This window comes from Frankia sp. CeD, from assembly GCF_000732115.1.
GTDB lineage: Bacteria > Actinomycetota > Actinomycetes > Frankiales > Frankiaceae > Frankia > Frankia casuarinae.
Genome location: NZ_JPGU01000020.1, coordinates 1 through 23,822, shown reverse-complemented (window position 1 = coordinate 23,822; position 23,822 = coordinate 1). Strand labels below are relative to the sequence as shown.

General features: G+C 70.9%; 19 protein-coding genes and 4 pseudogenes. 12 read left to right on the top strand and 11 right to left on the bottom strand.

Annotated elements, in window-relative coordinates; all coding sequences use genetic code 11:
* Positions 1-572: 572 nt before the first annotated feature.
* Positions 573-1,451: an undecaprenyl-diphosphate phosphatase gene (locus CED_RS12530; protein ID WP_035910795.1), complete on the top strand. Its 879-nt coding sequence runs from the start codon at positions 573-575 to the stop codon at positions 1,449-1,451.
* 205 nt (positions 1,452-1,656) lie between these two features.
* On the top strand, positions 1,657-4,368 hold the full coding sequence (locus CED_RS12525) for an HAD-IC family P-type ATPase (RefSeq protein ID WP_011437184.1): 2,712 nt from the start codon (positions 1,657-1,659) through the stop codon (positions 4,366-4,368).
* A 22-nt stretch (positions 4,369-4,390) separates the two neighbouring features.
* Here CED_RS12525 and CED_RS12520 read toward each other — a convergent pair whose 3' ends face one another.
* From CED_RS12520 to CED_RS12505, 4 genes are all read right to left on the bottom strand, one after another.
* A complete protein-coding gene (locus CED_RS12520; protein WP_369807831.1) occupies positions 4,391-6,721 on the bottom strand; it encodes a cytochrome c oxidase assembly protein in 2,331 nt (776 codons plus the stop codon).
* A gap of 4 nt (positions 6,722-6,725) precedes the next feature.
* Positions 6,726-7,370 (bottom strand): copper resistance CopC family protein, encoded by a 645-nt coding sequence (locus tag CED_RS12515; protein ID WP_255361108.1) that lies wholly within the window; start codon positions 7,368-7,370, stop codon positions 6,726-6,728.
* 320 nt (positions 7,371-7,690) lie between these two features.
* A complete protein-coding gene (locus CED_RS12510; protein WP_035910739.1) occupies positions 7,691-8,749 on the bottom strand; it encodes a hypothetical protein in 1,059 nt (352 codons plus the stop codon).
* A 50-nt stretch (positions 8,750-8,799) separates the two neighbouring features.
* Positions 8,800-9,207 carry a hypothetical protein gene (locus CED_RS12505; protein ID WP_035910736.1) on the bottom strand — a complete coding sequence of 136 codons (408 nt, stop codon included), beginning with the start codon at positions 9,205-9,207 and terminating at the stop codon, positions 8,800-8,802.
* A gap of 230 nt (positions 9,208-9,437) precedes the next feature.
* Here CED_RS12505 and CED_RS12500 point away from each other — a divergent pair, with 230 nt between their 5' ends.
* Entirely contained in the window at positions 9,438-10,385 is a 948-nt protein-coding gene (locus CED_RS12500) for an NAD-dependent protein deacetylase (RefSeq protein WP_035910733.1), read from the top strand.
* Positions 10,386-10,387: 2 nt separating this feature from the next.
* The gene (locus CED_RS12495) at positions 10,388-11,101 is read left to right on the top strand and encodes a GNAT family N-acetyltransferase (protein ID WP_011437178.1); all 714 of its coding nucleotides are present in this window, start codon (positions 10,388-10,390) and stop codon (positions 11,099-11,101) included.
* Here the strand turns inward: CED_RS12495 and CED_RS12490 are convergent.
* Together CED_RS12490 and CED_RS12485 are read right to left on the bottom strand one after the other, a co-directional pair.
* A complete protein-coding gene (locus tag CED_RS12490; RefSeq protein ID WP_035910729.1) occupies positions 11,088-13,730 on the bottom strand; it encodes an AAA family ATPase in 2,643 nt (880 codons plus the stop codon). The genes CED_RS12495 and CED_RS12490 overlap by 14 nt on opposite strands.
* Entirely contained in the window at positions 13,727-14,125 is a 399-nt protein-coding gene (locus tag CED_RS12485; protein ID WP_011437176.1) for a chaperone modulator CbpM, read from the bottom strand. Before CED_RS12485 ends, CED_RS12490 begins: the two co-directional genes overlap by 4 nt.
* 337 nt (positions 14,126-14,462) lie before the next feature.
* Here CED_RS12485 and CED_RS22610 point away from each other — a divergent pair.
* Positions 14,463-14,619 (top strand): annotated as a pseudogene (locus CED_RS22610) (Ada metal-binding domain-containing protein); the annotation flags it as partial.
* Here CED_RS22610 and CED_RS12480 read toward each other — a convergent pair.
* The 3 genes from CED_RS12480 to CED_RS12470 form a co-directional block, all read right to left on the bottom strand.
* The gene (locus CED_RS12480; protein WP_232235041.1) at positions 14,578-14,826 is read right to left on the bottom strand and encodes a hypothetical protein; all 249 of its coding nucleotides are present in this window, start codon (positions 14,824-14,826) and stop codon (positions 14,578-14,580) included. The pseudogene CED_RS22610 and the gene CED_RS12480 sit on opposite strands and share 42 nt — an antisense overlap.
* Before the next feature lie 20 nt (positions 14,827-14,846).
* Positions 14,847-15,239: a protealysin inhibitor emfourin gene (locus CED_RS12475; protein WP_023840748.1), complete on the bottom strand. Its 393-nt coding sequence runs from the start codon at positions 15,237-15,239 to the stop codon at positions 14,847-14,849.
* A 137-nt stretch (positions 15,240-15,376) separates the two neighbouring features.
* Positions 15,377-15,709, bottom strand: a complete 333-nt coding sequence (locus CED_RS12470) for a YnfA family protein (protein ID WP_035910726.1) — start codon at positions 15,707-15,709, stop codon at positions 15,377-15,379.
* Between the two features lie 211 nt (positions 15,710-15,920).
* On the opposite strand from CED_RS12470, the gene CED_RS12465 reads away from it, so the two are divergent.
* Together CED_RS12465 and CED_RS12460 are read left to right on the top strand one after the other, a co-directional pair.
* Positions 15,921-17,180, top strand: a complete 1,260-nt coding sequence (locus CED_RS12465; RefSeq protein ID WP_035910722.1) for a thiamine pyrophosphate-dependent enzyme — start codon at positions 15,921-15,923, stop codon at positions 17,178-17,180.
* Positions 17,181-17,281: 101 nt separating this feature from the next.
* Positions 17,282-19,045, top strand: a complete 1,764-nt coding sequence (locus tag CED_RS12460; protein ID WP_035910719.1) for an aldehyde dehydrogenase family protein — start codon at positions 17,282-17,284, stop codon at positions 19,043-19,045.
* Positions 19,046-19,160: 115 nt separating this feature from the next.
* Here CED_RS12460 and CED_RS25305 read toward each other — a convergent pair.
* Positions 19,161-19,637: pseudogene (locus CED_RS25305) on the bottom strand (acetoacetate decarboxylase family protein); the annotation flags it as partial.
* Positions 19,638-19,854: 217 nt separating this feature from the next.
* On the opposite strand from CED_RS25305, the gene CED_RS12455 reads away from it, so the two are divergent.
* A complete protein-coding gene (locus tag CED_RS12455) occupies positions 19,855-20,349 on the top strand; it encodes an LppP/LprE family lipoprotein (protein ID WP_023840746.1) in 495 nt (164 codons plus the stop codon).
* A 162-nt stretch (positions 20,350-20,511) separates the two neighbouring features.
* Here CED_RS12455 and mce read toward each other — a convergent pair whose 3' ends face one another.
* Positions 20,512-20,937: a methylmalonyl-CoA epimerase gene (gene mce / locus CED_RS12450; RefSeq protein ID WP_011437170.1), complete on the bottom strand. Its 426-nt coding sequence runs from the start codon at positions 20,935-20,937 to the stop codon at positions 20,512-20,514.
* Between the two features lie 400 nt (positions 20,938-21,337).
* Here mce and CED_RS12445 point away from each other — a divergent pair, with 400 nt between their 5' ends.
* The 4 genes and pseudogenes from CED_RS12445 to CED_RS12430 form a co-directional block, all read left to right on the top strand.
* Positions 21,338-21,772: a MerR family transcriptional regulator gene (locus CED_RS12445; RefSeq protein ID WP_011437169.1), complete on the top strand. Its 435-nt coding sequence runs from the start codon at positions 21,338-21,340 to the stop codon at positions 21,770-21,772.
* A 211-nt stretch (positions 21,773-21,983) separates the two neighbouring features.
* On the top strand, positions 21,984-22,526 hold the full coding sequence (locus CED_RS12440; RefSeq protein ID WP_011437168.1) for a MerR family transcriptional regulator: 543 nt from the start codon (positions 21,984-21,986) through the stop codon (positions 22,524-22,526).
* A gap of 355 nt (positions 22,527-22,881) precedes the next feature.
* A pseudogene (locus tag CED_RS12435) lies at positions 22,882-23,453 on the top strand (IS607 family transposase).
* A pseudogene (locus tag CED_RS12430) lies at positions 23,450-23,779 on the top strand (helix-turn-helix domain-containing protein); the annotation flags it as partial. The pseudogenes CED_RS12435 and CED_RS12430, both read left to right, overlap by 4 nt.
* Positions 23,780-23,822 lie beyond the last annotated feature (43 nt).

Here is a 23,822-nt window from a genome sequence, read left to right as displayed (position 1 = left end):
CGCGAGCAGGTGACTCATCGTGTAACCTCCCAGGCGTACCGTGTCGCGCCCCGACCCTGGTCGGGGCGCGCCAGACCGCCACGAGGCGGGCGGTCTGTACTTCCGGGTGACACGGTGCGGGTCGCAGATGAACAGAAAGTGAGCGATTCCGTTCGGTTGTATGGCCAGAGCGTGAACCCGCTCGTTTGTCGCGGTCCGTGACTGTCCGACGAACCGCCAGGTCAGCCCATGTGGGGGCCTGCTGCGGGGTGGACTCGGCCCGATCCGGCCGAACCCCGATCGGACCAGGTCGATCGGACCAGGTCGATCGGACCAGGTCGATCGGACCAGGTCGGAGGATCGGAGAAGGCGGGGACGCCGTCACCCAGCATCCGCCCGCATTTCACCCTTCGCTACGGTGAAGCCGTGGTCGGGTATGCGTGGATGACGCGAACAGGCCGGGCGCGGAGCCGGCAGACCAATCGTCGTTCGGCGTGGCCTCCGGACCCGGCGGCCTCGCCGGACGGGCTGAACGGACCGGATGGACCGGATGAACCGGACTCGTCTGGCTCGTGGGCCAGGTCGGCGCGTCGATGAACTTCTTCGAGGGAACGGTCCTCGGTCTCGTTCAGGGGCTCACCGAGTTTCTCCCGGTCTCGTCCAGCGCCCACCTGCGCATCGCTGCCGCGCTCGCCGGCTGGGAGGACCCGGGCGCCGCGTTCACCGCCGTGACCCAGATCGGCACCGAGACCGCCGTGCTGATCTACTTCCGCAGGGACATCGCCCGCATCGTGGCGGCGTGGGCGCGCTCGCTCACCCGCCGGGAGATGCGTAAGGACCCCGACGCCCGGACGGGCTGGCTGGTCATCCTCGGCACCCTTCCGATCGGCCTGCTCGGGGTGACGCTGCAGGACGCCATCGAGGGTCCGTTCCGCGACCTGCGGCTGATTGCCACGACGCTGATCGTGCTCGGCCTGATCCTGGGCGGCGCGGACTGGTACGCCTCGAAGGGGCGGCCGCAGGGTCGTCATTCGCCGCTCCGCCCGCGCAAGGTGCTTGAGGACTTGTCGGTGCGTGACGGGCTCCTCTATGGTCTCGCTCAGTCTGCCGCGCTGATCCCCGGCGTCTCCCGGTCCGGTGCGACGATCAGCGGGGGCCTGCTTCTCGGCTATACTCGCGAGGCTGCGGCCCGGTACTCCTTCCTGCTGGCGATGCCGGCGGTGCTGGCGTCCGGGGNCTTCGAGCTGCGTTCCATCGGTGGGAAGGATGCCGACGTCGCCTGGGGCCCGACGATCCTCGCCACATTCGTGGCGTTCGTCACCGGCTACGCCGCGATCGCATGGTTCCTGCGGTACATCTCGACGCGCAGTTTCGCGCCCTTCGTGCTGTATCGCGTGGGGCTGGGGCTGCTGCTGTTCTCCCTGCTGGTCGGGGGTGCCCTCAGCCCCGACGCCGGTGCCCCCCCGGGCTGAACGGGCGGGGAGCCCCCAGGCGCGACCCACGCGCCTACGGCCGTCAACTACGGTGAGGGTCGGCGGTCCGCGTGTGCAGACGGTGGAGGCATCTACGGGACATATCCAAACGAGTCCGAGACCCGCCCGAGGTCGGTCGGGAAACCGATAACGATTCCGCTGCCAAGCCTCCGGCAGCGGCCGCGACGGAGCGTGGAGGGACACCATGGTTCGGCGAGGGGCCGCGGGAGCGCGGCTGTCTCCGGGACGGCTCGACGACCGGAACCCGGCGCCTCCCAGCGATTCCGCGTCCGCCGCCGGGGCCGGGTCCGGACCCATCGCGATCGGTCGATCCGCCGCTGGGTTGACCGCCGCCGAGGTCGCCGAACGCCTCGCGGACGGCCGCGTCAACGACGTGCCGGTCCGCTCCAGTCGCTCGCTGCGCGACATCATCCGTGCGAACGTCCTCACCCGGATCAACGCGATCATCGGTGTTCTACTGGTCTTCGTCGCCATCGTCGGTCCATTCCAGGACGCCCTGTTCGGCGGCGTGATCATCGTGAACACCCTGGTCGGCCTGTTCCAGGAGCTGCGGGCGAAGCGCACCCTGGACCGGCTCGCCGTGGTGGGGGAGTCCCGGCCCGTCGTGCGGCGTGACGGTGTCACCCGCGAGCTCCCCGCCGCCGAGATCGTGCTGGACGACGTGATTGAGCTCGGCGCCGGCGACAAGATTCCCGTCGATGGTCTGGTCCTGACGGCCGATCACCTGGAGGTCGACGAGTCGCTGCTCACCGGCGAGGCGGATCCGGTGCACAAGCAGCCCGGTGACATCGTCATGTCGGGCAGCTTCGTCGTCGCGGGGTCGGGGGCGTTCCGGGCGACCCGGGTTGGCCGCGAAGCCTACGCGGCCCGGCTCGCCGAGGAGGCGAGCCGGTTCACCCTGGTGCGCTCCGAGCTGCGGGGCGGCATCAGCACCATTCTGAGGGTCGTCACCTGGATGATTATTCCGGCCGGCATCGCGCTGATCGTCAGCCAGGTGGTCGTTAACGACGACGACCTGCCCGAGGCCATCCGCCGGATGGTCGCCGGACTCGTGCCGATGGTGCCGGAGGGCTTGGTGTTGCTTACGTCGGTCGCCTTCGCGGTCGGCGTGGTACGGCTGGGCCGGCGGCAGTGCCTGGTGCAGGAACTGCCCGCGATCGAGGGGCTGGCCCGCGTCGACGTCGTCTGTCTGGACAAGACCGGCACCCTCACCGAGGCTGCGATGGACGTCGTGGAGCTGCGGATCGTCGAGCCGGGCACCGGCGCCGCCGTTGGGGCAGGCGTGGCCGCAGCGCCGGGCACCCTCGTGCCGAGCGTGCTCGGCGCCCTCGGCGCGGCCGACAGCCGGCCGAATCCGAGCATGCAGGCGATCATCGATGCCTATCCCGCCCCGCCGGGCTGGCAGGTGCGGGCGGACGCGCCGTTCTCCTCGGCGCGCAAGTGGAGCGGCGCGACCCTCGCCGCCGTGGGCGGGACCGAGGGAACCTGGCTGCTCGGCGCGCCCGACGTGCTGCTGGCGGCCGGTGACCGGGTGCTCGCCACCGTGGACGAGTACGGGGCGCAGGGCCTGCGGGTGCTGCTGCTCGCCCGGTTCGGCGCGTCGCTGGCGGACGCGCTGGCGGACCCGGCGACGGTGCCGGCCGGCGTCGTCCCGGTGGCGCTCGTGGTCATCGCCCAGCGGCTGCGGGCGGATGCCCCGGATACCCTGCGGTACTTCGCCGAGCAGAACGTCGCCGCCAAGATTCTCTCGGGGGACAACGCGCTGTCGGTCGGCGCGGTCGCCCGCACGCTGGGGCTGCCCGGCGCCGACGATCCCGTTGACGCCCGCACGCTGCCGACCGACCGGGCCGCGCTCGCCGACGCCCTGGAGAGCCACTCGATCTTCGGGCGGGTCAGCCCGCAGCAGAAGCGGGAGATGGTCGCGGCGTTGCAGTCGCGGGGGCACATCGTCGCGATGACCGGCGACGGCGTCAACGACGTCCTGGCGCTCAAGGACGCCGACATCGGCGTGTCGATGGGATCCGGCAGTCAGGCGACCCGCGCGGTCGCCCAGATCGTGCTGCTGAATAACAGCTTCGCGACGTTGCCGTCTGTGGTCTCCGAGGGACGGAGGGTCATCGGCAACATCGAACGGGTCGCGAACCTGTTTCTGACCAAGACCGTCTACTCGGTCCTGCTCGCGATCGTGGTTGTGATCACGCAGGTGCCGTACCCGTTCCTCCCTCGGCATCTCACGCTTGTCGGGTCGCTGACGATCGGCATCCCGTCGTTCTTCCTGGCGCTGGCACCGAACACCGAGCGGGCGCAGCCGGACTTCGTCGGTCGGGTGCTGCGCTTCGCCCTTCCCACCGGGTTGCTCGCCGCCGCGGCGACGATGACGTCCTACCTGCTGGCCCGGTCGCATTTCTATGGTCATGACCTGGAGGCCGAAACCTCGATGGCGACGCTGACGCTGTTCGGAGTCGCGCTGTGGGCACTGGCGATCGTCGCCCGTCCGTACACCTGGTGGCGCATCGCGCTCGTGCTGACCATGGCGGTCGCGTTCGCGCTGGTCCTGGCTATCCCCTCCGGCCAGGAGTTCTTCCAGCTCTCCCTGGTGGGGACGACCGGGCCGTGGACGGCGGTCGGCATCGCCGTGGCGGCGGCGGTCCTGCTCGAACTCGTGTGGGTGATCACCCGCCGTCAACTGACGGCGGTGGCCGCGCGGGTGGACCTGGAAACGGCGCGCCGCCCGTCGGTTCCGCAGAGCAACGTGCGGACCCTGCCCGCGGTGCGTGCCGAGGGTGCGCCTGCCGACGGCCCGCGGTCCGCGGCGGTCGTCCGTCCGGGGGCGGTCGTCCGTCCGGGCGGGAGGGCCGCGGCATCCGGTCCCGACGGCCCGCGGCCGACGCCGTAGCCGGGGTTTCTCCCCGGCCTGCTTATCCGGAGGTTTCGGCCTCAGCGTTGGTCTCGTCTCCGGGGGTGGGCGAGGTCGTGCGTGAGGTGGTGGCTGTCGAGGTGGTGGTGGCCGCGGACGGCGTGCGCCGGGCTGGGCCGGCGGCGAGCTGGGCGAGGTAGGCGTTGTACGCGTCGAGTTCGGCGTCGACGTCACCAGCGGCGGCGATGCGCCGCTCCCGGGTCCGCGCCTGCCGCTCGTCCAGCCGGGACCACTGGATGGCCAGCACGATCAGCACGACGAAGGTGGGAATCTCGCCGAACGACCAGGCGATGCCCCCGGCGGTCCGCTGGTCGCTGAGCGGTGAGACGCCCCAGGGCCGGACCAGGCGGTCGTACCAGCCCGAGCCGAGCAGGGCCGACGTGCTCATGATGGTCAGGCCGAGGAAGGCGTGGAACGGGACGACCGCCAGCAGCATCAGGACGCGGCCGGGATGCGGCAGCCGGCGGGGGAGCGGGTCGGTCCCGATCAGCAGCTCGAAGAACAGCACGCCGACCGCCAGGAAGTGCACGTTCATGTACAGGTGGCCGAGATGGTTGTGCATGAGAGTCGANAGCAGCGAGCTGAGGTAGAGCACGTAGAGGCTGCCGGCAAAGTTCGCCGTCACGAGCAGCGGATGGGTCAGGATGCGTACCGGCCAGGACCGCAGCGTCCTCAGCAGCCATTCGCGTGGTCCGGTGCGGTGCGGAGCCGTCGCGGGCCGCATCGCCCGCNGCGCCAGAGTCACCGGCGCGCCGAGCACCAGCGGGAGCGGGGCCAGCATGCTGAGCAGCATGTGCTGGCTCATGTGCACGCTGAGCAGGACCGGCCCGTACAGCCCGAGTCCGCTTGACGTGGCGACCACGACGACGAGCAAGCCGGCGAGCCAGGCAATGGTGCGCCCAAGCGGCCAGTGGGCGCCGCGTGCCCGTAGCCGGCGTAGGCCGGCGAGGTAGAGCAGGGCGGCGGTGACCGCGCCGGCGAGGAAGACCCAGTCGATGTGCCAGTCGGTGGCGAGCCGCGCGGCGGTGACCGGTGGGGGCATCGGGTATCCGAGCAGCGTCTGGGTCGGATCGTCGGGAACGAGTGCGTCGTTCACCGGCGGCGCCGTGCGTGACAGTCCGACGGCCAACCCGACCGTGGCCGTGAGAACGGTGAGCTCCACGCCGGCGATGCGCAGGAAACGAGCGACCGCGGTAGTCCTGTCGGTGCCGGTCTGGTCGGTGGTGCCGGTCTGGTCGGTGGTGCCGGTCTGGTCGGTGGGCGTCGTCACCGTGAGCCCGGCGACGACCCGGCGGCGCACCAGACCACCGAGCGTGACGGCGGCCAGCAGGCCCGCGGCCTTGAGCAGGACCAGCAGGCCGTAGCGGGTGTCCCACAACGGGGTGAAGCCGCCGAGCCGCAGGGCCGCACCGGCGATCCCGCTGATTGCCGTGACGGCCGCCGCCCCGGCCGCGAACCGGCTGTACCGGCGCAGCGCCGGGCCGAACAAGCTCGCCGGCAGCCGCACCGCGGTGAGCAGGCCGAGTAGACCACCCACCCATGCCGTGGCCGCCAATACGTGCACGCCGAGGGCCACCACGGCGATCGCATGATCGCCGGACGTAGCGGCGTGGCCAACCAGGATCGGCGGCACGATGCCGGCGACCGCGACAGCGAGCAGGGCCCCGGTCGCGGTCGTCGTCGTGACTGTACGGCCGATCACCGCGATGACGGCAGCCAGGGCCGCCACGACGAGTAGCGCCCGGCCCTGGGAGGTGGTGGAGACGAAGGAGCGCAGCGAGGAGACATCCAGGACGTCGCCGGCCGGGCGCGCGGAGATCTCGGACAGGGTGAACAGCAGCTCCACGAGGGTGGCCAGCATCCACAGAGCCGCGGCGTTCGCCGCGTACCGGCCGCACCGCCGGGCCGTGGGCGACAGGATGCCCACCCGGGACCCGTTGCCGGCCGCACCGTGTTTCGCCGGAAGAAGGACGGCGGCCGTGAGAAGCCACCCGATCGTCCCCACGGCGGCGATCCTGCCGACCAGATGGGCGAACGGCAGTGCCCAGTAGGTGAGCGTGCCGGACGAAGGCAGACCGGGCAGCCGCAGGGGGCCTGGCCCGAAACCGACGACCAGGGCCAGTGCCACGCATCCGGCCGCGACGGCGACGGGCGCCATCCGTCCGACCGCCGCCGTCCGTCCGCCAGCCGAGGGGGAGCGGCTGGCGGGGATGGTCCTGGTGAGAGCGGCGGCATGCGGAGGAGCGGCCGGAGCCGTGGGCGTGGTGGGGTCTGCGGGCGTGGTGGGGTTGTTCGTTATGGCGGGGTTTTTCCTGGCGGCGGGGGTGTCCATGGGGTCAGCGCGCTCCGGAGTGACGTCGCCGCAGGGCGAACAAGGTACCGCCACCGAGCGTGAGGATACCGGCGATCACGACAGGGAGTATCCAGCCACCGCCACCGCCACCGCCACTGCTCCCGCCCCCGCCGTCCGCGGGTCCCGTATCGGCCGTGACGGCCGTGACGGCCGTGACGGCCGCGGACGGGGCCGGCGCGGCACCCGTGGTCGGACTCGCGGTGGCTGCCGGGGTCGGCGTCGTGGTGACCGGAGACGGGGGCGGGGATCCCTCCTGGCCCGCGGACGCCGTGCTGCCGGCAACGGTGAAGGCGAACTCGCCGCCGACCGGATGACCGTCCTCGGACACGACCCGATAGGCCACCGTGTAGCGACCGTCGCGGAGAGCGGTGAGGCCCTGGTGGACGGTGCCGCCCTCGACGCGGGTGGCACCGGCGGTCACGCCGGCGCCGTCGGCCGCCGTGACGGCGACGTTCGTGTAGCGCGGGGACACCGGCTCGTTGAATGTCAGGATGATCTCATGTGGCGGGGCGGNGAGAGNGCTGTCCGCCACCGGGGNGGNGGNGACCAGACGTGAATGCGCCGATGCGGGGGTGGCCAGTCCGAGCAGGAGCGCCGGGACGAGCGCCGCTGCGAGGCCAAGCGTCACAACCAGGCTGATCGCAGCGGCAAGGCTGGTGGGCCCCGTGCCGCCCGTACCACCGGTGGCGTGGGCGGCACCGGTGAGGTCGGCGAACCGGGTGCCGCCCCTCCCCGGGACTGCCGTGCGCCGTCTCTCAGTCGGCCTCGCCTCTGGTCGCACCCAGCAGATTCTACGCGCCGTAGAAACGTGGCCACCGCGTCCGATCCAAGATAATCAACAATGTTGACGTCCTCCCGCGACGCGTATGTTCCGCTCACTGTTTTCGCTGCCGTTGCTGCTGACGACCGGCCTCGGCTCATCGGCCGAGGCCGGTGGCGGGCCGGCGGTCAGCTGCCGCTGTCGTGGTCCACCGGAGCCGGCCGTGGATGATCGGGAAGGACGATNGGCGCGACGAGCACGGTGTCATGGCCGTCCGCGGTGGTCACGAGCGCGGGCCAGAGGCCGTCGTTGACGCAGTTCTTCGCGAATTCGCTGGCCCGGGCCGGGGGAGAGGCCAGGGACACGAATCGGCCCTCGGTCGTCGCGAGGAGCAGGTGCGCGCCGATCAGGGAGTGCCGCATTGCCTGTTCCCGGTGCCGCCGGCGGCGCGCCTCAAGGGAGACGTGATCCATCGCTTCCTCGGCCGGAAGATGCCAGCCCGAGGTGTTCACCAGTTCCGCCCGGAGCCGGACCAGGCGATGTGCTCCGGTCTCCCCGGTCTGATGTGCCCAGGTCTGCAGTCCGGCGTTCAACCGCAGCTCTCCCTGCACGGCCCAGCTGTCCCAGGTGATGCGGGTCGGTTCCGCCTCGCCGTGGCCGCTCACGGTCTCCACCCGCCGACCGGAGGGGGCGCTGAACCGGACGGTGTGGGGTGGTCCGAGTCCCGCCGAGACGCCACCGCTCGCCGGACCGGCCAGCTCCCATGGATTTGGCCGTGGCGCGCTCAGGCGGGGCAGCCAGTTCCGCCGCGGCCCCGCGGCGGTCGGTACCGCGCTGCCGNGAGGCGCCGCCAACAGGTCCGTGACCGTCACCACATCGTCGACCTGGCGCGGGACGAACTCGTCCCAGCCGCGGGGCTCGGCATCTCCCGCAGGCCGGCCGCCTGGTGGAAAGCGGCCCCCGTCCCCGGGGCCACGATCCACGAAACGGACCGTCATCTGCAGGTAGCGCACCCGGACTCGCAGCGTGACGTCGGGGATGGCGGCGGGGCCGCACTCCNGGAGACACTCCGCGTGGGCGTGCGAACGCTCCTCCGGGTGGGCGAGGGCATAGCACGGTGGGGTCAGCACCCCGATCCGCCGGTCCGAGCCGCGTGTGATGGCGCGGTCGGGACGGATGGGCTCCTCGCGGTAGATCTCGGCGTCCGCGATCGCCGCGGTCTGGTTGAACGGCGAACGAACCGTCATTGCATCCCCCTGCCCTGGATGGGTCTGGCCCGGACGGACGAACGGATGAGCTAGAGANCGGCGATCGCCTCCCCGGCGTGAACCAGCACGGCATCACCGGGATGGGCGTCAACCAGGGCGATGCCCACCTCCTCCGTTCCGGCGGGAGTGCGGACGACGGCGAGGGCTCCGGGCAAGAGGCGGATGACCTCCGCCTCGATGGTCTCCTCCGACCGGGCGATGCGCCCGGCCGCCTCACATACCGGCGCGGCCGGACCGGGATGGACCGAGGCCAGCTCAGCCTCCATCGCGGCCGGTCGGCCCGCGCTCGTGCCGGCGGCCATGCCGACGGTTTTGACGGTGGTCCTGGTCGTGGTCGACGCGGCTGACCTGCCGTGAGCGACTGAGCCGGAGGGGTGGCGCCGGGCGTCCCCCGACTCGGCGTGCCTGGTGCCGACCTGTGCGTTCTCGCCGTCCATCGTCGTAACCATCCTCGGGAAGGCTGGCTTCGCCGCAACCGTACGACTCAGAGCCTGATCACACCACCCGGCTACGACGACTACACGACGTATCGATGCCGGTGTCCGAAACATCAACCTGCCGGGACGTCTTCCCCCGGCTCCATCCCCGGACGGGCAGGCTTCATCCCCGGACGGGCAGGGAGTGGTGGCGCCGAACGGGCATCCGGGGCACGGGTAGATCGGGCAGCATGGACGGTGTGAGGGACGGTGCGCGACAGCAGGCGGCGGGTGGCGGGGGCGAGGCGTTCGACCGGCTCTGCTCGCTGGTCGCGGCCGGCGGGGTCGCGGTGGTGACCGGTGCGGGGATCTCCACCGACTCCGGTATTCCGGACTATCGGGGTCCGAACGGGGCACTGCGCCGTCACACCCCGATGACGTACCAGGAGTTCACCGATGATCCCGCGGCCCGGCACCGCTACTGGGCCCGCAGCCATGCAGGGTGGCGGCGGGTGGCCCGGGCGGAGCCGAACCCGGGCCACCGGGCACTGGCCCGGTTGGAGCAGGACGGCCTGGTGACCGGCGTCGTGACGCAGAACGTTGACNGCCTGCACCAGCGCGCCGGCTCACGGCGCGTCATCGATTTGCACGGTAGGCTGTCGCGCGTGCTGTGTCGCGGCTGCGGCGACGTGAGCCCTCGCCTCGAGCTCGACCAGCGTCTGCGGGCGGTCAATCCCGGATTCCATGTCGGCGCCGCGCAGACCAACCCGGACGGCGATGTCACGCTCCCCGACGACATGGTCGCCGCCTTCGTCATGGTGGGCTGCCGCCGGTGTGGCGGTGACGAGCTGGAACCGGACGTGGNGTTCTTCGGTGCGACCGTGCCGCGGCCGCGTGTCGCGGAGGCGCTCCGGCTGGTCGAGGGGGCCAGGGTGCTGCTGATCCTCGGGTCGTCGCTGACGGTGATGTCCGGCTACCGGTTCGTGCTCCGTGCGGCGGAGCTCGACATCCCGGTCGCGATCGTCAACCAGGGTCCGACTCGGGGGGACAGCCGCGCGGCCGTCCGAGTCGACGCGCCTCTGGGCCTGCTGCTTCCCCGTCTCGCCGCCGCCGTGACGCCCCCGTCCGCCCGTTCTCCCGTCCCGTTACCCGCTATGCGCTCGCTCGCATTCCCGGGGGACTACCCCCGGGAGCTGTGAGAATGGGGAGGATGCGATCGGTTTCCCATGCCTACCCGGGCGACCTCACGTTCCGCCGTGCGACCGAGGCCGACGTCGCGGCGATCGTTGAGCTCGTCGAGTCCGCGTACCGGGGGGAGTCCAGTCGCGCGGGGTGGACCACCGAGGCCGACCTGCTCGCCGGGCGGCGCACCGACGCCGCCGCGGTCGGCGCGGCACTGGCGGCGCTGGACAGCGTGGTGCTGCTCGCGCAGGACCCGGACGGAGCCCTCCTCGGCTGCTGCCACGTGGAACGACGGGTCGAGCCACCGGCCCGGTCGGAGCACGCGGCGACCGAGGTGACCGATGCGACCGAGGTGACCCGGTCGGGGTATGCCACCCACGGGCAGGCTGACGCGGAGCGGTGTGGCCCGGATGTATCACCGTTGATCGGGTCCTACTTCGGCATGTTCGCGGTAAGCCCGACCCGCCAGGGCAACGGGCTCGGCGACACTCTGCTGCGGCTCGCCGAACGGCACGCCGTGACGGCCTGCTCCGCGGCCTGGACGGACCTGCTGGTCATCGCCCAACGGGCCGAGCTGATCGCCTGGTATCAGCGGCGCGGATACGTCCTGACCACCAGAACGAGCCCGTTCCCCTACGACGACGAACGGTTCGGCCGGCCGCTGCGACCAGATCTCTACTTCGTCGTCCTCCGCAAGAGGTTCGGCGACCGCCCGGGGTTCAGCGACCGCTGAGCGTGCCGGACCGTCCGTGCCGGACCGTCAGCGTGTCTCCGGCGAGGTCGACGACCACCGCGGAACCGTCGTCGACCTCACCGGCGATCATTTCCCGCCCGATCCGGGTCTCCACCTCGCGTTGCAGGTAGCGGCGCAGCGGGCGGGCGCCATGGACCGGGTCGTAGCCCTGACGGGCGATGAACATCCGGGCCGGCTCGGTGATGTCCAGGGTGATGCGCCGATCCGCCAATCGGGCCCGCAGGTCGTCCACCAGCAGGTCGACGATCCGCTCGATCTCGGGCAGGGTCAGCGGGGAGAACAGCACGACCTCGTCGAGCTGGTGGAGGAACTCGGGCCGGAACGCCCGGCGCAGGTCGGCCGTGATCCGAACGCGGACCTCGGGCCCGGCTGTCCCCTCGGCGTCCGGACCGCCGGTGAGCCGTTCGGACCCCACACCGGAGGTCAGGATGACGACGGTGCCACGGAAGTCGACGGTGCGTCCCCGGGCGTCGGTGAGCCGACCGTCGCTCAGGACCTGCAGCAGGATGTTGAGGACGTCGGCGTGTGCCTTCTCGATCTCGTCGAACAGCACCACCGCGTAGGGCTTGCGTCGTACCGCCTCGGTGAGCTGCCCGCCCTCGACGAGCCCGGTCTGGCCGGGTGGGGCGCCCAGCAGCCGGCCGACGCTGTGCCGCTCCTGGTACTCGCCCAGGTCGATGCGGATCAGACTGTCCTCGGAGTCGAACAGGGCCGTCGCCAGGGCCCGGGCCAACTCGGTCTTCCCGATCCCCATCGGCCCGAGGAAGAGGAATGACCCGATCGGGCGGCGCGGGTTCCCGATGCCCGCGCGGGCCCGGAGCACCGTGTCGGCGACGAGCCGCACCGCCTCGTCCTGTCCGACGACCCGGGCGCGCAGGACCTGGTCGAGGCGTCGCAGCTTCTCCCGTTCCCTCTCGAGGAGCCGGGCCACCGGGATCCCCGTCCAGCGGGAGACCAGATCGGCGATCTCGTCGGCGGTCACCATCTCGCGCAGCAACCGGTGGCCGCCCCGCTGGGGGGTGAGCCGTTCGGACTCGTCGGCGAGCCGCCGGTCCAGTTCGGGCAGGCGGGNGTGGCGCAGCTCCGCCGCGGTCCCCAGGTCGTGTGCCCGTTCGGCATCCTCGGCCCGCCGCCGGGCCTGTTCGATCTCCTCCCGCAGCCCCCGGACCCGCCGAATGGCCTGGCGTTCGGCCTCCCACCGCGCGCGCATCGTGTTCGCCGCGGCCCGCACGTCGGCGAGTTCCCCACGGAGCTGGTCCAGTCGGGCGATGCTCGCCGGATCGGATTCCTGCGCGAGTGCGGCCTCCTCGATCTCCAGCCGGACCACCCTACGGGTGATCTCGTCGAGGCCGGTCGGCATCGAGTCGATGTCGGTGCGCAGCATGGCGCCCGCCTCGTCGACGAGGTCGATCGCCTTGTCCGGCAGGAAACGGTCGCTGATGTACCGATGGGACAGCACCGCCGCCGAGACCAGGGCCGCGTCGGCGATCCGAACCCCGTGGAAGATCTCCAACCGTCCTCGCAGCCCGCGCAGGATGGAGATGGTGTCCGCCACCGATGGCTCGTTGATTATGACGGTCTGGAACCGGCGTGCGAACGCGGGGTCGGACTCGATCTGCCGGCGGTACTCCTCGAGTGTCGTCGTCCCGATCAGGTGCAGGTCGCCGCGGATCAGCAGCGGCTTGAGCACGTTGCCGGCATCCGTCTTCCCTTCGGCGGCACCCGCCCCCAGGACGGCGTGCAGTTCGTCGACGAACAGCAGGATCCGCCCTTCGGATGCCGTGACCTGGGCCATGACCGCCTTGAGTCGTTCCTCGAACGCACCGCGGTGCGCCGTCCCGGCCGCCAGCGCGCCCAGGTCGAGCTGGAACACCCTCCTGTTCCGCAGGCTGTCCGGAACGTCCCCGCGGAAGATCCGGTCGGCGAGGCCCTCGACGATCGCGGTCTTGCCGACTCCGGGGTCGCCGAGCAGCACGGGATTGTTCTTCGTCCGGCGGGACAGGATCTGGATCACTCGGCGGATCTCGGCGTCCCGCCCGATCAGGGGGTCGAGGCGGCCGTTGCGGGCGTCGACGACGAGGTCGCGTCCGTACTTCTCCAGCGCGTCGTCCGTGGCCGTCGGCGAGGCGGAGATGATGCGCCGGTCTCCGCGCACCCGGGTCAGCGCGATGAGCAGCCGTTCCCGGGTCAGACCCTGCTCGTGCAGGATCCGGCCGGCCGGTGTCGTGGGTCCCTCCTCGAGCAGGGCCAGCAGCAGGTGTTCGACCGAGATGTACTCGTCGCCGAGGCGGTGTGTCTCCCGTTCGGCGGCGTCGAGGGCCCTGGACNGCCGCTGCGTCATGTACACCTCGCCCGGTCGGACCCCCGGTCGGACCCCCGGTCCGGACACCCGCGGTCTGCGCTCCAGCTCCGTCTCCACCGCACCGGTGAGGGCGGGTGGGGTACCACCCGATGCGACCATGAGGCGCGGGACCAGCCCGTCCGGCTGCTCGACAAGCGCGGCGAGCAGATGTTCCCCGTCGACCTCGGTGTGGCCGAATCGCATCGCCCTGGTCTGGGCCGCCTTCAGCGCGTCCTGGGCGCCCTCGGTCAGCTTGGTCAACTTCATCGGTACTCCTCGCCGGGGCCGTCACGGCCGGGGCCATCGCGGCCGGGGCCGTCGCGATGGCCCCGGCCGCGCTGTTCGAGCTCGTCGATGCGGTCGCGCAGGTCCAGCACGACGCCGGTGGCCGCATAGGTAATGCCGAGGTCGCGGCGCAGCCGTTCGATACGCACCGCCCGCCCGACCGCGCGGATCGGCAGCCACCACTGCCCTGCCCGGTCGACGCGCACGTCGAGCAGGCCGAGGGCGACCAACCGGCGGACGATGTCCGGACCCAGCCGGGTGAGCAGGCAGAAGGAGTCCAGTCCGAGAAGATCCAGACCGGGTTCGACGCCGCCCGGGTGGGTGATCCGGGTGACCGGGACGGTCGGGCCGGGATCGCTTCCGACTGCCCATCCCACGATTACCTCCTGCTGATGGATACCTCTTGCTGATGGGCCGATCCGGTGGTCCCCGTCCGCATGGGAGATGTGGAGGGCCGGNCCGGAGGAGCGCACCGCCCGTGCGGCGGAGACCTGGCCTGGGCGCGGGTACGGTCGAGCCAGATCATCTCCGGGTAGTGGTCCGATTACCCATGTGACCGTAGGTCGGATCCGAGGGCGTTCGCAACCAGAGGTGACGACTCAACGACGGATAGGTGTGGTCTCCGGGGATGGCCGCGCTTGCCAGGCGCCTGCGGGCACGACGTCCGATTTCCGCCAGCATGCGAGGCGGGACTCGTCGAGAGTGGGTGGAGTGATGACGGACCAGAGCCGCTACGAGGCGCTGCGTAGCCGGGACGCGCGCTTCGATGGCGCGTTCTTCTCCGCCGTCACCACCACCGGCATCTACTGCCGCCCGAGTTGTCCAGCCATCACGCCGAAGCGGGAGAACGTCCGGTTCTTTCCGACGGTACCGGGTCGAGAACGGGCAGGCGTGGTCGATCCTGGCATTGCGCGGCCAGGGTGTGCAGTTCGGTGGCGTTCTCGAACGTCAGCATCCAGGGGTAGCAGCGGCGTCCGAGAGTCCAGCTGGGACGGTCCCAGTGGTTGCCGGGTCGGTCCAGGCCGGCGAAGCGGTGCCAGTCGTCGACGACTGGGTCCGCGGTGCGCGAGGTGGTCAACCTCGCTGTCAGCGACACCGCTAGGGACGGCTCGCGGGCAGCAGCGGCGCGGTGCGCAGCAGCGCCAGCAGCGGGCGGACCTCGTCGGGCACCGGCTCGGAGAACGTCCGCACCGCGTGCTCCCCGGCCCGGTCGATCTCCAGGGTGTAGACGAACCGGTCCGCGCCGACGTCGCGCTGCTCCCGGGCCTCGGTGGAACCCCGAGCCTCGATGGAATCTACCTGACCGGCATCCGCGGCGTCCGTTGTGGCCACGAGNCCGCCGCGGTGCACCGCCTCGCGGGCCAGGCGGCGCAGGTTCTCGGCCTCCTGCTCACTGAGATCGACCGTGTCCAGACCGCGGCGCACGCTGCGCCCGAGAAGCCCACCGGAACGCTCCAGCACGACCCGTACACGTTCCGCGGTGCGCGCCATGAGCCATATTGTGCGCCGTCAGCCGTCAGCCGTCAGCCGTCAGCCGTCAGCCGTCAGCCGTCAGCCGTCAGCCGTCAGCCGTCAGCCGTCAGCCGTCAGCCGTCAGCCGTCAGCCGTCAGCCGTCAGCCGTCAGCCGTCACACGCGCCGGGCGTACATGATGACGGCGACGCCGAGCAGGCAGATCGCGGCTCCGGCGAGGTCGTAGCGGTCGGGTCGGAAGCCGTCGACGGCCACGCCCCAGAGCAGGGAACCGGCGACGAAGACCCCGCCGTAGGCGGCGAGGATCCGGCCGAAGTGCGCGTCCGGTTGGAGGGTCGCGACGAAGCCGTAGGCGGCCAGGAACCCGATCCCGAGCCCCACCCAGACCGGCCCGCGGTGCTCGCGCACGCCCTGCCACACGAGCCAGGCACCACCGATCTCCGTGACCGCGGCCACCACGAACAGCAGCAGGGACCGGACGACGCCCACGTGCGTCACGATAGTCAGTATCCTCCCGGCATCGTCATCCTTCCGGCATCGCTCTGCGGCCTCGGAATCCTGTGGCCGGAATCTCGTCGTTACCGCGTCCGTGTTTTCACCCCGTCCGCACCGCGTAGTGTCGCATGGGTACACCGCTCTTTTTCGATGGTTTCCGATGGTAGGACGTCCTGCGATCTTCGGGTGGGGAGGGGTGCTCGGTATGAATGTCGTACGGGATCCGGAACTGATTACCGGCGGGCCGATGCGGCGGCTCGAACCGGATTCGGTGGNCGGTCTCGCTCCGCATCGTTTTCCTGGCGCGTTCGGGGAGAACACCTCACCCGCGGCGGGTGAACTCAACGACGGCGGCATCCGACTGCTCGCCCCCGATGGTTCGCTGGTCGCCGATTCTCGGTTCTCGGTGCTCGCCGACCACGAGCTGCGCATGGAATTCTACACCTCCATGGTCCTGGCCCGCCGGCTGGACGAGGAGGCCACGGCCCTGCAACGTCAGGGTGAGCTGGTCCTGTGGATCCCGCTGCGGGGGCAGGAGGCTGCGCAGGTCGGATCCGCCGCGGCCGCGCGTCCCCGGGATTACCTGTTCCCCAGTTACCGGGAACACGCGGTCGCCTGGCACCGCGGTGTCCCGGCGGTCGAGGTGATTCGGCTGCTGCGGGGAGTGAGTCACGATGGCTGGGACACGCACCGTCACAATATGGCTAATTACACGATTGTTCTGGCGGCCCAGACGCTGCACGCCGTCGGTTTCGGGATGGGGGTGCTCCTTGACGGCGCAGCCGGCACCGGCACCGGCACCGGCACCGGCGGTACCGGCGGCACCGGCACCGGCGGCACCGATACCGATACCGACATGGCGGTGATGGTGTATCTCGGTGACGGTGCGATGAGTCAGGGTGATGCCAACGAGGCATTCGTGTGGGCGGCGAGTTTCGGTGCGCCCATCGTCTTCTTCTGCCAGAATAATCAGTGGGCGATTTCCACGCCGAGCCGACGGCAGTCCCCGGTGCGGTTGGCCCGCCGGGCCGACGGGTTCGGCTTCCCCGGCCTGCGCGTCGATGGTAACGACGTGCTCGCGGTGCACGCGGTGACCACTTGGGCGCTCGACCGTGCGCGCAGCGGTCGCGGCCCGGTGCTCATCGAGGCCAACACCTACCGGATGGCCCCGCACACCACCTCCGACGACGCGACTCGGTACCAGCCGCCGGACGAGATCACCGCCTGGCAGGCCCGGGATCCCATCGAGCGCCTCCGTCGGCTGCTCGCCGCCGAGGTCGAGGCCGGCTGGTTCGACGAGGTCCGCCGGCGGGCCGACGTCGCCGCGGCCGATCTGCGTCGGGACACCCTCGCCCTCGACCCGCCGGACCCCTCCTCGATGCTCGACCATGTCGCCGCGGAGGAGACGGCCGATCAGCGCCGGCAACGGGAGTGGTTCGCCGCGTACCGCGACTCGTTCCTCTGAGGATGATCTGAGGATGACGGGACTCGTTTCTCTGTGGGTGGCGGTCATATCCTCGCCGGGTAAGGGAAGGACGTTCCGCCACCCGCGGCGAGGAGCTCCCCATGCGGCCGACCCCGCAGAACCCGCAGAACCCGCAGAACCCGCAGAACCCGCAGAACCCGCAGACCGTAGCGAACCGGGAGACCGGGGTGACTGAGGGGGTCGGTCCGGCGGTCTACCCGGCGGCCGGCATCGGGACGCTCCTGTCGACGGATCCGGCCACCGGCGCGGTGGTCGCGAGCTTCCCGGTGATGGAGCCGACCCAGGTGCGGGCGGCCGTGGCGTCCGCCCGGTCGGCGGCGGGCTGGTGGGCGGGGCTCGCGGCGGCACGGCGGCGCGACCATCTGCTGCGCTGGGCGGCGCACCTCGTCCGTCACGAGACCGAGCTGATCGACCTCCTGCACGCCGAGAACGGCAAGACCGCCGCCGATGCCCGCATCGAGCTGCTGCTGACGTTGGAACACATCCGCTGGGCGGCCCGCAACGCCGCCCGCGTGCTGCGGACCCGCCGGGTGTCGCCCGGCCCGTTCCTGGCGAACCACACCGGACGGATCGAGTACCGCCCGTTCGGGGTCGTCGGGGTGATCGGGCCGTGGAACTATCCGCTGTTCACCCCGAGCGGTTCGATCGCGNATGCCCTGGCAGCCGGTAACACGGTGGTCTTCAAGCCCAGCGAGTACACCCCGGCGGTGGGCGCGTACCTGGTCGCGGCGTTCGCCGCGGCGAATCCGGACGCGCCGGCCGGGGTCCTGACCATGGTCACCGGCTTCGGTCCGACCGGTGCCGCCCTGTGTACAGCCGGGGTCGACAAGATTGCCTTTACCGGTTCGCCCGCGACCGGCCGCCTGGTCATGGCGGCCTGCGCGTCGTCCCTCGTCCCGGTGGTGATCGAATGCGGCGGCAAGGACCCGCTGATCGTCGCCGACGACGCTGACGTGGCCGCCGCCGCGCGGGCAGCGGCCTGGGGAGCGATGTCCAATGGCGGCCAGACCTGTGCCGGGGTTGAGCGGATCTACGTGACCGAGGCGGTCGCCGCGCCCTTCCTCGCCGCACTGCGCCGCGAGCTCGACGGGGTTCGTCCCGGTGCCGACCGGGACGCATCCTACGGTCCGATGACGATGCCCGGCCAGGCGGCGATCGTGCGCCGCCACGTGGCTGACGCGCTGGCCCGCGGCGCGACCGCCCTGATCGGCGGGACGGAGTCGGTGGGGGACACCTTCATCGAACCGGTCGTGCTGGTCGACGTGCCGGAGGGCAGCCCCGCCGTGCAGGAGGAGACGTTCGGGCCGGTCGCCACCGTCCGGACCGTCGCCGACGTTGACGAGGCCGTCACGCTGGCCAACGGCACCCCGTACGCGCTCGGTGCGACGGTTTTCTCCCGGTCCCGGGGAGACGAGATCGCCAGCCGGCTCGACGCTGGGATGGTGTCCGTCAACGCGGTGCTGGCGTTTGCCGGGATGCCCGCCCTGCCCTTCGGGGGCAGCGGCGAAAGCGGGTTCGGCCGGGTGCACGGCGCGGAGGGGCTGCGCGAGTTCGTCCGCCCCCGCTCGGTCGCCACCCTGCGGATGCACGTGCCGGGAGCGACCCTGACCACCTTCCGCCGGACGCCGGGTGCGCTCGCCGTCACCGCGGTGACGGCGCGGCTCCGGCACGGCGGCGGCTGGGCCGGCTGGGCCAGCCGGGTGGCCGGGCGGGTCAGGCCGGTCGGCGGGGCGGCCGGGCCTCTCGACAGGCCCCTCGGCGGGCACGTCGGGTCGGACGAGGGATTCCGTCCCGGCCGGCTCCGGCTCCGAAAATCATCCGGAAGTCGTCCAGACGGACGGTGAGCCGAGGCCGGTGCCCGGTGAGGAAACCCAGCGGACCCTCCGCCGCCGGGTCCCATCGTGACCGGTGCAGGGCGAGCCGCCCGGCCAGCCGCACCGGGCTCACCCGGGGCTGACCGTCGAGATCCTGCACCACGCGGAAGCGGACCGGCCACCTGCCCGGCAGCCGCCGTCCCCGGCTTACCGCCGCGGCGACGATCGTCCCGGTGGCGTCCCGGGCGTGCAGGTGGGTGCCGTCGGCGTCCCCGGCCGTTTCCGGTCGTGTGGACGTGCCCGGTCGTTCGGTGAAGACGGCCAGTTCCTTGGGAATCCCCCACAGGGCGCGACCGCCGACCTGGGATGCCGGGCTGTCCACCCAGATATGCGGGACCGTCACGCGCAGGTGCCGCCTGTGCCATACCAGCAAGGCGGCCATGACCTCACGGTAGGCGAGGACGCCACGCGGATCGTAGCGAACCCAGACGGNGGCCACCGGGACCCGGCCGAGAACGGTCACCGCCCGGGGGAAGGCGCCGGCCAGCGCCGCGCGGGGCACGAACCAGACGGAGACGACCATCCTACCGCGCAGCTCCCAGGGTTCCGGCGGGTACGCCACCCACCGACACTAGTGCCCCCGACAGTGCCCCCGACAGCACGGCTTCCCGCCCGTTCCGGTGTGGAGCCCGCCAGATCCGCCGGCCGGGGGACTGACCGGTTCGAATCGGGCGACATACCGGCCATACCCCCTAGCTGGTCGGCGCCCACCGAAGAGGGCATCTAGGTTGGGCCGGGTCGGCACGGAAGTCGGGTCAGCACGGAACCTGGGAGGTCTCATGGCGCTACGTCGCGGACTTGCCGTTTCAGTGATGATCGGTACGTTCACCCTGATGGGCGGGATCGCCGGAACAGCCTCCGCTGCCTCGTCCACCTCCGGCGCGCCGGCGCTGGGCATCGCCAACGCCGCGGCGGTGGTCCGATCGGCGGGGTACACGCCGATCGTCCTCGGCGGTTATGACCGGAGCAACGATCTCAGCGTGATCGTCGGACTGCTGTCGACATCCGGGGACGGGCATCCGCAGCGGGCGTTCTTCTTCCATCGTGGCCGGTTCATCGGCTACGACTCGCCGCAGCCGAGCGCCACGATCCGCTGGATCTGGTCCACCGACCGGGTCGTCGCCCTCCAGTACGATCTCTACCGGCCAAGCGACCCGATGTGCTGCCCGACAGCGGGTGGTGCGACCGTGCGTTACCAGTGGAACGGTTCATCGGTGGTCCCGCTCGATCCGGTCCCGACCGCGAACGTGTCCGCCGCGAGAAGCCGCCGGTGATCCGCGACCGGTGATCCCCGGTCCATGATCCGCCATGGGCCGGGGCCGTCGCCGGGTGCCGCCGGGCGCGCCGCCGGGGATTCATCGCCCCGCGCCTTCGCTGCCCCGCCCGGACAGGGGCCGGTCAGGGGATGGCTGCGACGCGGGGTCGTCCGGCCCGGCTCAGTGCCCCTCGGCGGCCTCGACGAGTTCGGTGAGCACGCCTCCGAGGCCCTTGGGATGGATGAACGCGATCCGGCTGCCGGCGGTGCCGTGCACCGGAGTCTTGTTGACCAGATCGAATCCGGTCATGGTCAGGGTCGCCAGGGCGCTGTCGATGTCGGCGACGCCGTAGGCGATGTGGTGGATGCCCGGCCCCCGCTTGGCCAGGAACTTCCCGATCGGGCTGTCCTCGCGCAGCGGTTCCAGCAGCTGGACGTAGGAGTTCCCGGTCTTGCCGCTGTGGACCAGCAGCATCGCTTCGCGCACCCCTTGGCGCTCGTTCTCCTCCTGGTGCACGACCTCCAGACCGAATGCCTCCTCATAGCGGGGGATGGCCTCGGTGAGGGAAGCCACCGCGATCCCGACGTGGTCGATCCTGGTCAGCACAGCCGTCTCCTCGTTCTGCCGGCCCGCGATCGGGGCCTGTCCGCCGATGTCCCACCGCCCCTGGCGCGAAGCGATGGGGTCCGCACTGAGCCTGCCGGTTCACGATCCCGGCGTCGACCGATCGGCCCCCGTGACGTGAGTGGAGTCCGCGGACGTGGGGTGACGTGGGCGACCCGGGCTGGGCCCCACCCTGCCCGCTGCCTCGCCAGGGGTCCACGCCGCCGGCGTGGTTGTGGATGTTGCCATGGGTGGGCGTTGTTCTTCCAGTGTGCTCACGGTGTGGCGGTGTGGGGNTNGGGGNCTAGTTGCGGNCTCTGTTNGAGTCTCCGCAGGACAGGCCGTAGAGTCGAGTGTCAACCATTTTAGCCCGAGTCTTCGAGGCACGAACGTAAGGGTTACGGTGTCCACGACGCGTCGCGATCGTTCCGCGTTCCGCGCGGCCCGCGGAAACACCCGTCAGATAGGTGAGGTTGCCGAGCGGGTCGGGCTTTCGCTGCGCGCGGTCCGGTACTACGAGGAAGCCGGACTGCTTACTCCCGCCGGACGTACGCCGGGTGGCTTCCGTCTGTACGACGACGAGGCCGTCGATCGGCTGCTGGTCATCAAGAAGATGAAGTCGCTGGGGTTCACGTTGGAGGAGATGCGGTCGCTGTTGTCGGTGCGCGACGAGCTGTCGGATTCGACGATCTCCGAGAGTCGGCGGACCGAACTGCGCGAGCGGCTGCATACCTGGGTCGTGCTGGCTGAGGAGAAGCTGGCCACCCTGCGGCAGCAGGCGGGAGTCGCGGAGGACTTCGTCATCGGCCTGCACGGTGATGCGGATCGGACGGTATGACGGACTCGTGAATCCATGGTCACCGATCCGGGGTGGCGGCCGGCGCTCGGGCTCCTGTGGAGCAACCGGAGTCCGTTGGTGACCGACGTCACGGTCGGCGTCGGCCGTGGATTACTAGATCTTTACCGGTCCTGTGTAGCTGCGAGTGGCCGATACTAGAGACGCTTGACACTCGAATACCAGTCGCCATGCTCACGTGATAAGGGTTGAATTGTCCATAACCAGCAGCGCCGGGTCTTCCGCCGATGCCCGTGACGGCCGCTACCGGATCGGTGACGTTGCCACCCTGGTGACCTTGTCCCTGCGTACCGCCCGCTTCTACGAGGATGCCGGCCTGCTCGCGCCGGTAGGCCACACCTCGGGTGGTTTCCCGCTGTACGACGACGACGCACTCGACCGGTTTTTCCTCATCAAGAAGATGAAACCGCTGGGGTTCACGCTCGAGGAGATGCGCTCTCTCATCACATTGCGTGAGCGGATCAGCCAGCCCGATCTTGCCCCGGATCATCGCAGGGAACTGCGGGAACGGTTGAGAACCTGGGTTACCCTGGCCGAGGAGAAGCTCGCATCCCTGCAGGAACAGGTGCGTCTCGCCGAGGACTTCATGATTGGACTGCGGGACGATACCGCCCGGTCGCTGCGGGAAAGTCCGGATCACCGGGACGTTGCCGATAAAGACGATCTTGGTCCCGGTCGCCTGGACAGCTCGTTCCTCGATTTTCTCGATGATCCCTTCGGGCCCGAGGAGAACTGACCCGGCCCGGCATCACGAGGCACAGCGCCCCCACCGGCCTGGCCGCGGTGGCGTGACCTCATGTCCCGTGGCGGTGGTCGAGCCGCGCTGCTGGAGATCGGTGACGGTCCGGGACTGGGGTTCGTCACCGAACTGCGGCCTTCCCGGGCAGGGACACCCTCCGGCGGTCGGCTCGACACGGGTCGAGGGTCGGCGGGTGCCGCCTGGGNGGACCGGACGATCCGGCGGGGGNGCCNCGGGNTCCGGGACCGGTCGGGCAGGCGTCGTCGTCCGTATCCCCTTGGGGTTGTTAGCTGTTGTCGAATCGGCGTCTGATGGCGTCTGATGGCGCCTGATGGCGCCGTATAGTGGCCGTGTGAACCTTAAGGAGTGGGCCGCTGCGAACGGCGTCGGGTACACCACGGCACGCCGCTGGTACCGCGACGGCTTCCTCCCGGTCCCTGCCCGTAAGGTCGGCGGGCTGGTGATCGTCGACGAGCCTGCCGCCCCTGTCCGGCAGGTTGCCGCGGTGGTGTACGCGCGGGTGTCGTCAGCGGACCAGCGCTTCGACCTGTCCGGTAGGTTGCCCGCGTCGCGATGTGGTGTGGCGAAAACGGTGTCACGGTCGGTCGGGTCGTTACCGAGGTCGGTTCCGTACTCAACGGTCACCGGCGGAAGTTCCTCGGCCTGCTGCGGGACCCGGACGTGTCGACGATCGTCGTGGAGCACCGGGACCGGTTTGCCCGGGTCGGCGCCGAGTATGTCGAGGCGGCACTGTCCGCGCAGGGCCGACGCCTGCTCGTTGTCGACTCCGCGGAGGTGGACGACGACCTTGTCCGGGACGTCACCGAGATCCTGACGTCGCTGTGCGCCCGACTGTATGGTCGTCGCGCCGCAGCCAGCCGGGCCGCCCGCGCGGTCGCCGCCGCCATGGAGACGGACGGATGAAGACTTTCCAGGCGTACCGGTTCGCTCTCGATCCAAACACCGTCCGGCTTGCCGCTCTGCGCCGGCATGCCGGGGCAGGGCGGTTCGCCTACAACTGGGGTCTGGTCCGGGTGAAAGCCGCGTTCGCGCAGCGCGAGGCCGAACAGTCCTACGGGCTGACCGGTGATCTGCTCACCCCGGTGTCGTGGACGCTGCCCGCGTTGCGGCTGGCCTGGAACGCTGCGAAACACAAGCTGGCCCCGTGGTGGGCGCGGTGCTCGAAGGAGGCGTTCCGCGCTGGCCTGGATCAGCTTGCCCGGGGGTTGAAGAACTTCACCGACTCCCGGTAAGGGAAGCGGAAGGGCCGGCGGGTCGGTTTCCCCGGTTCAA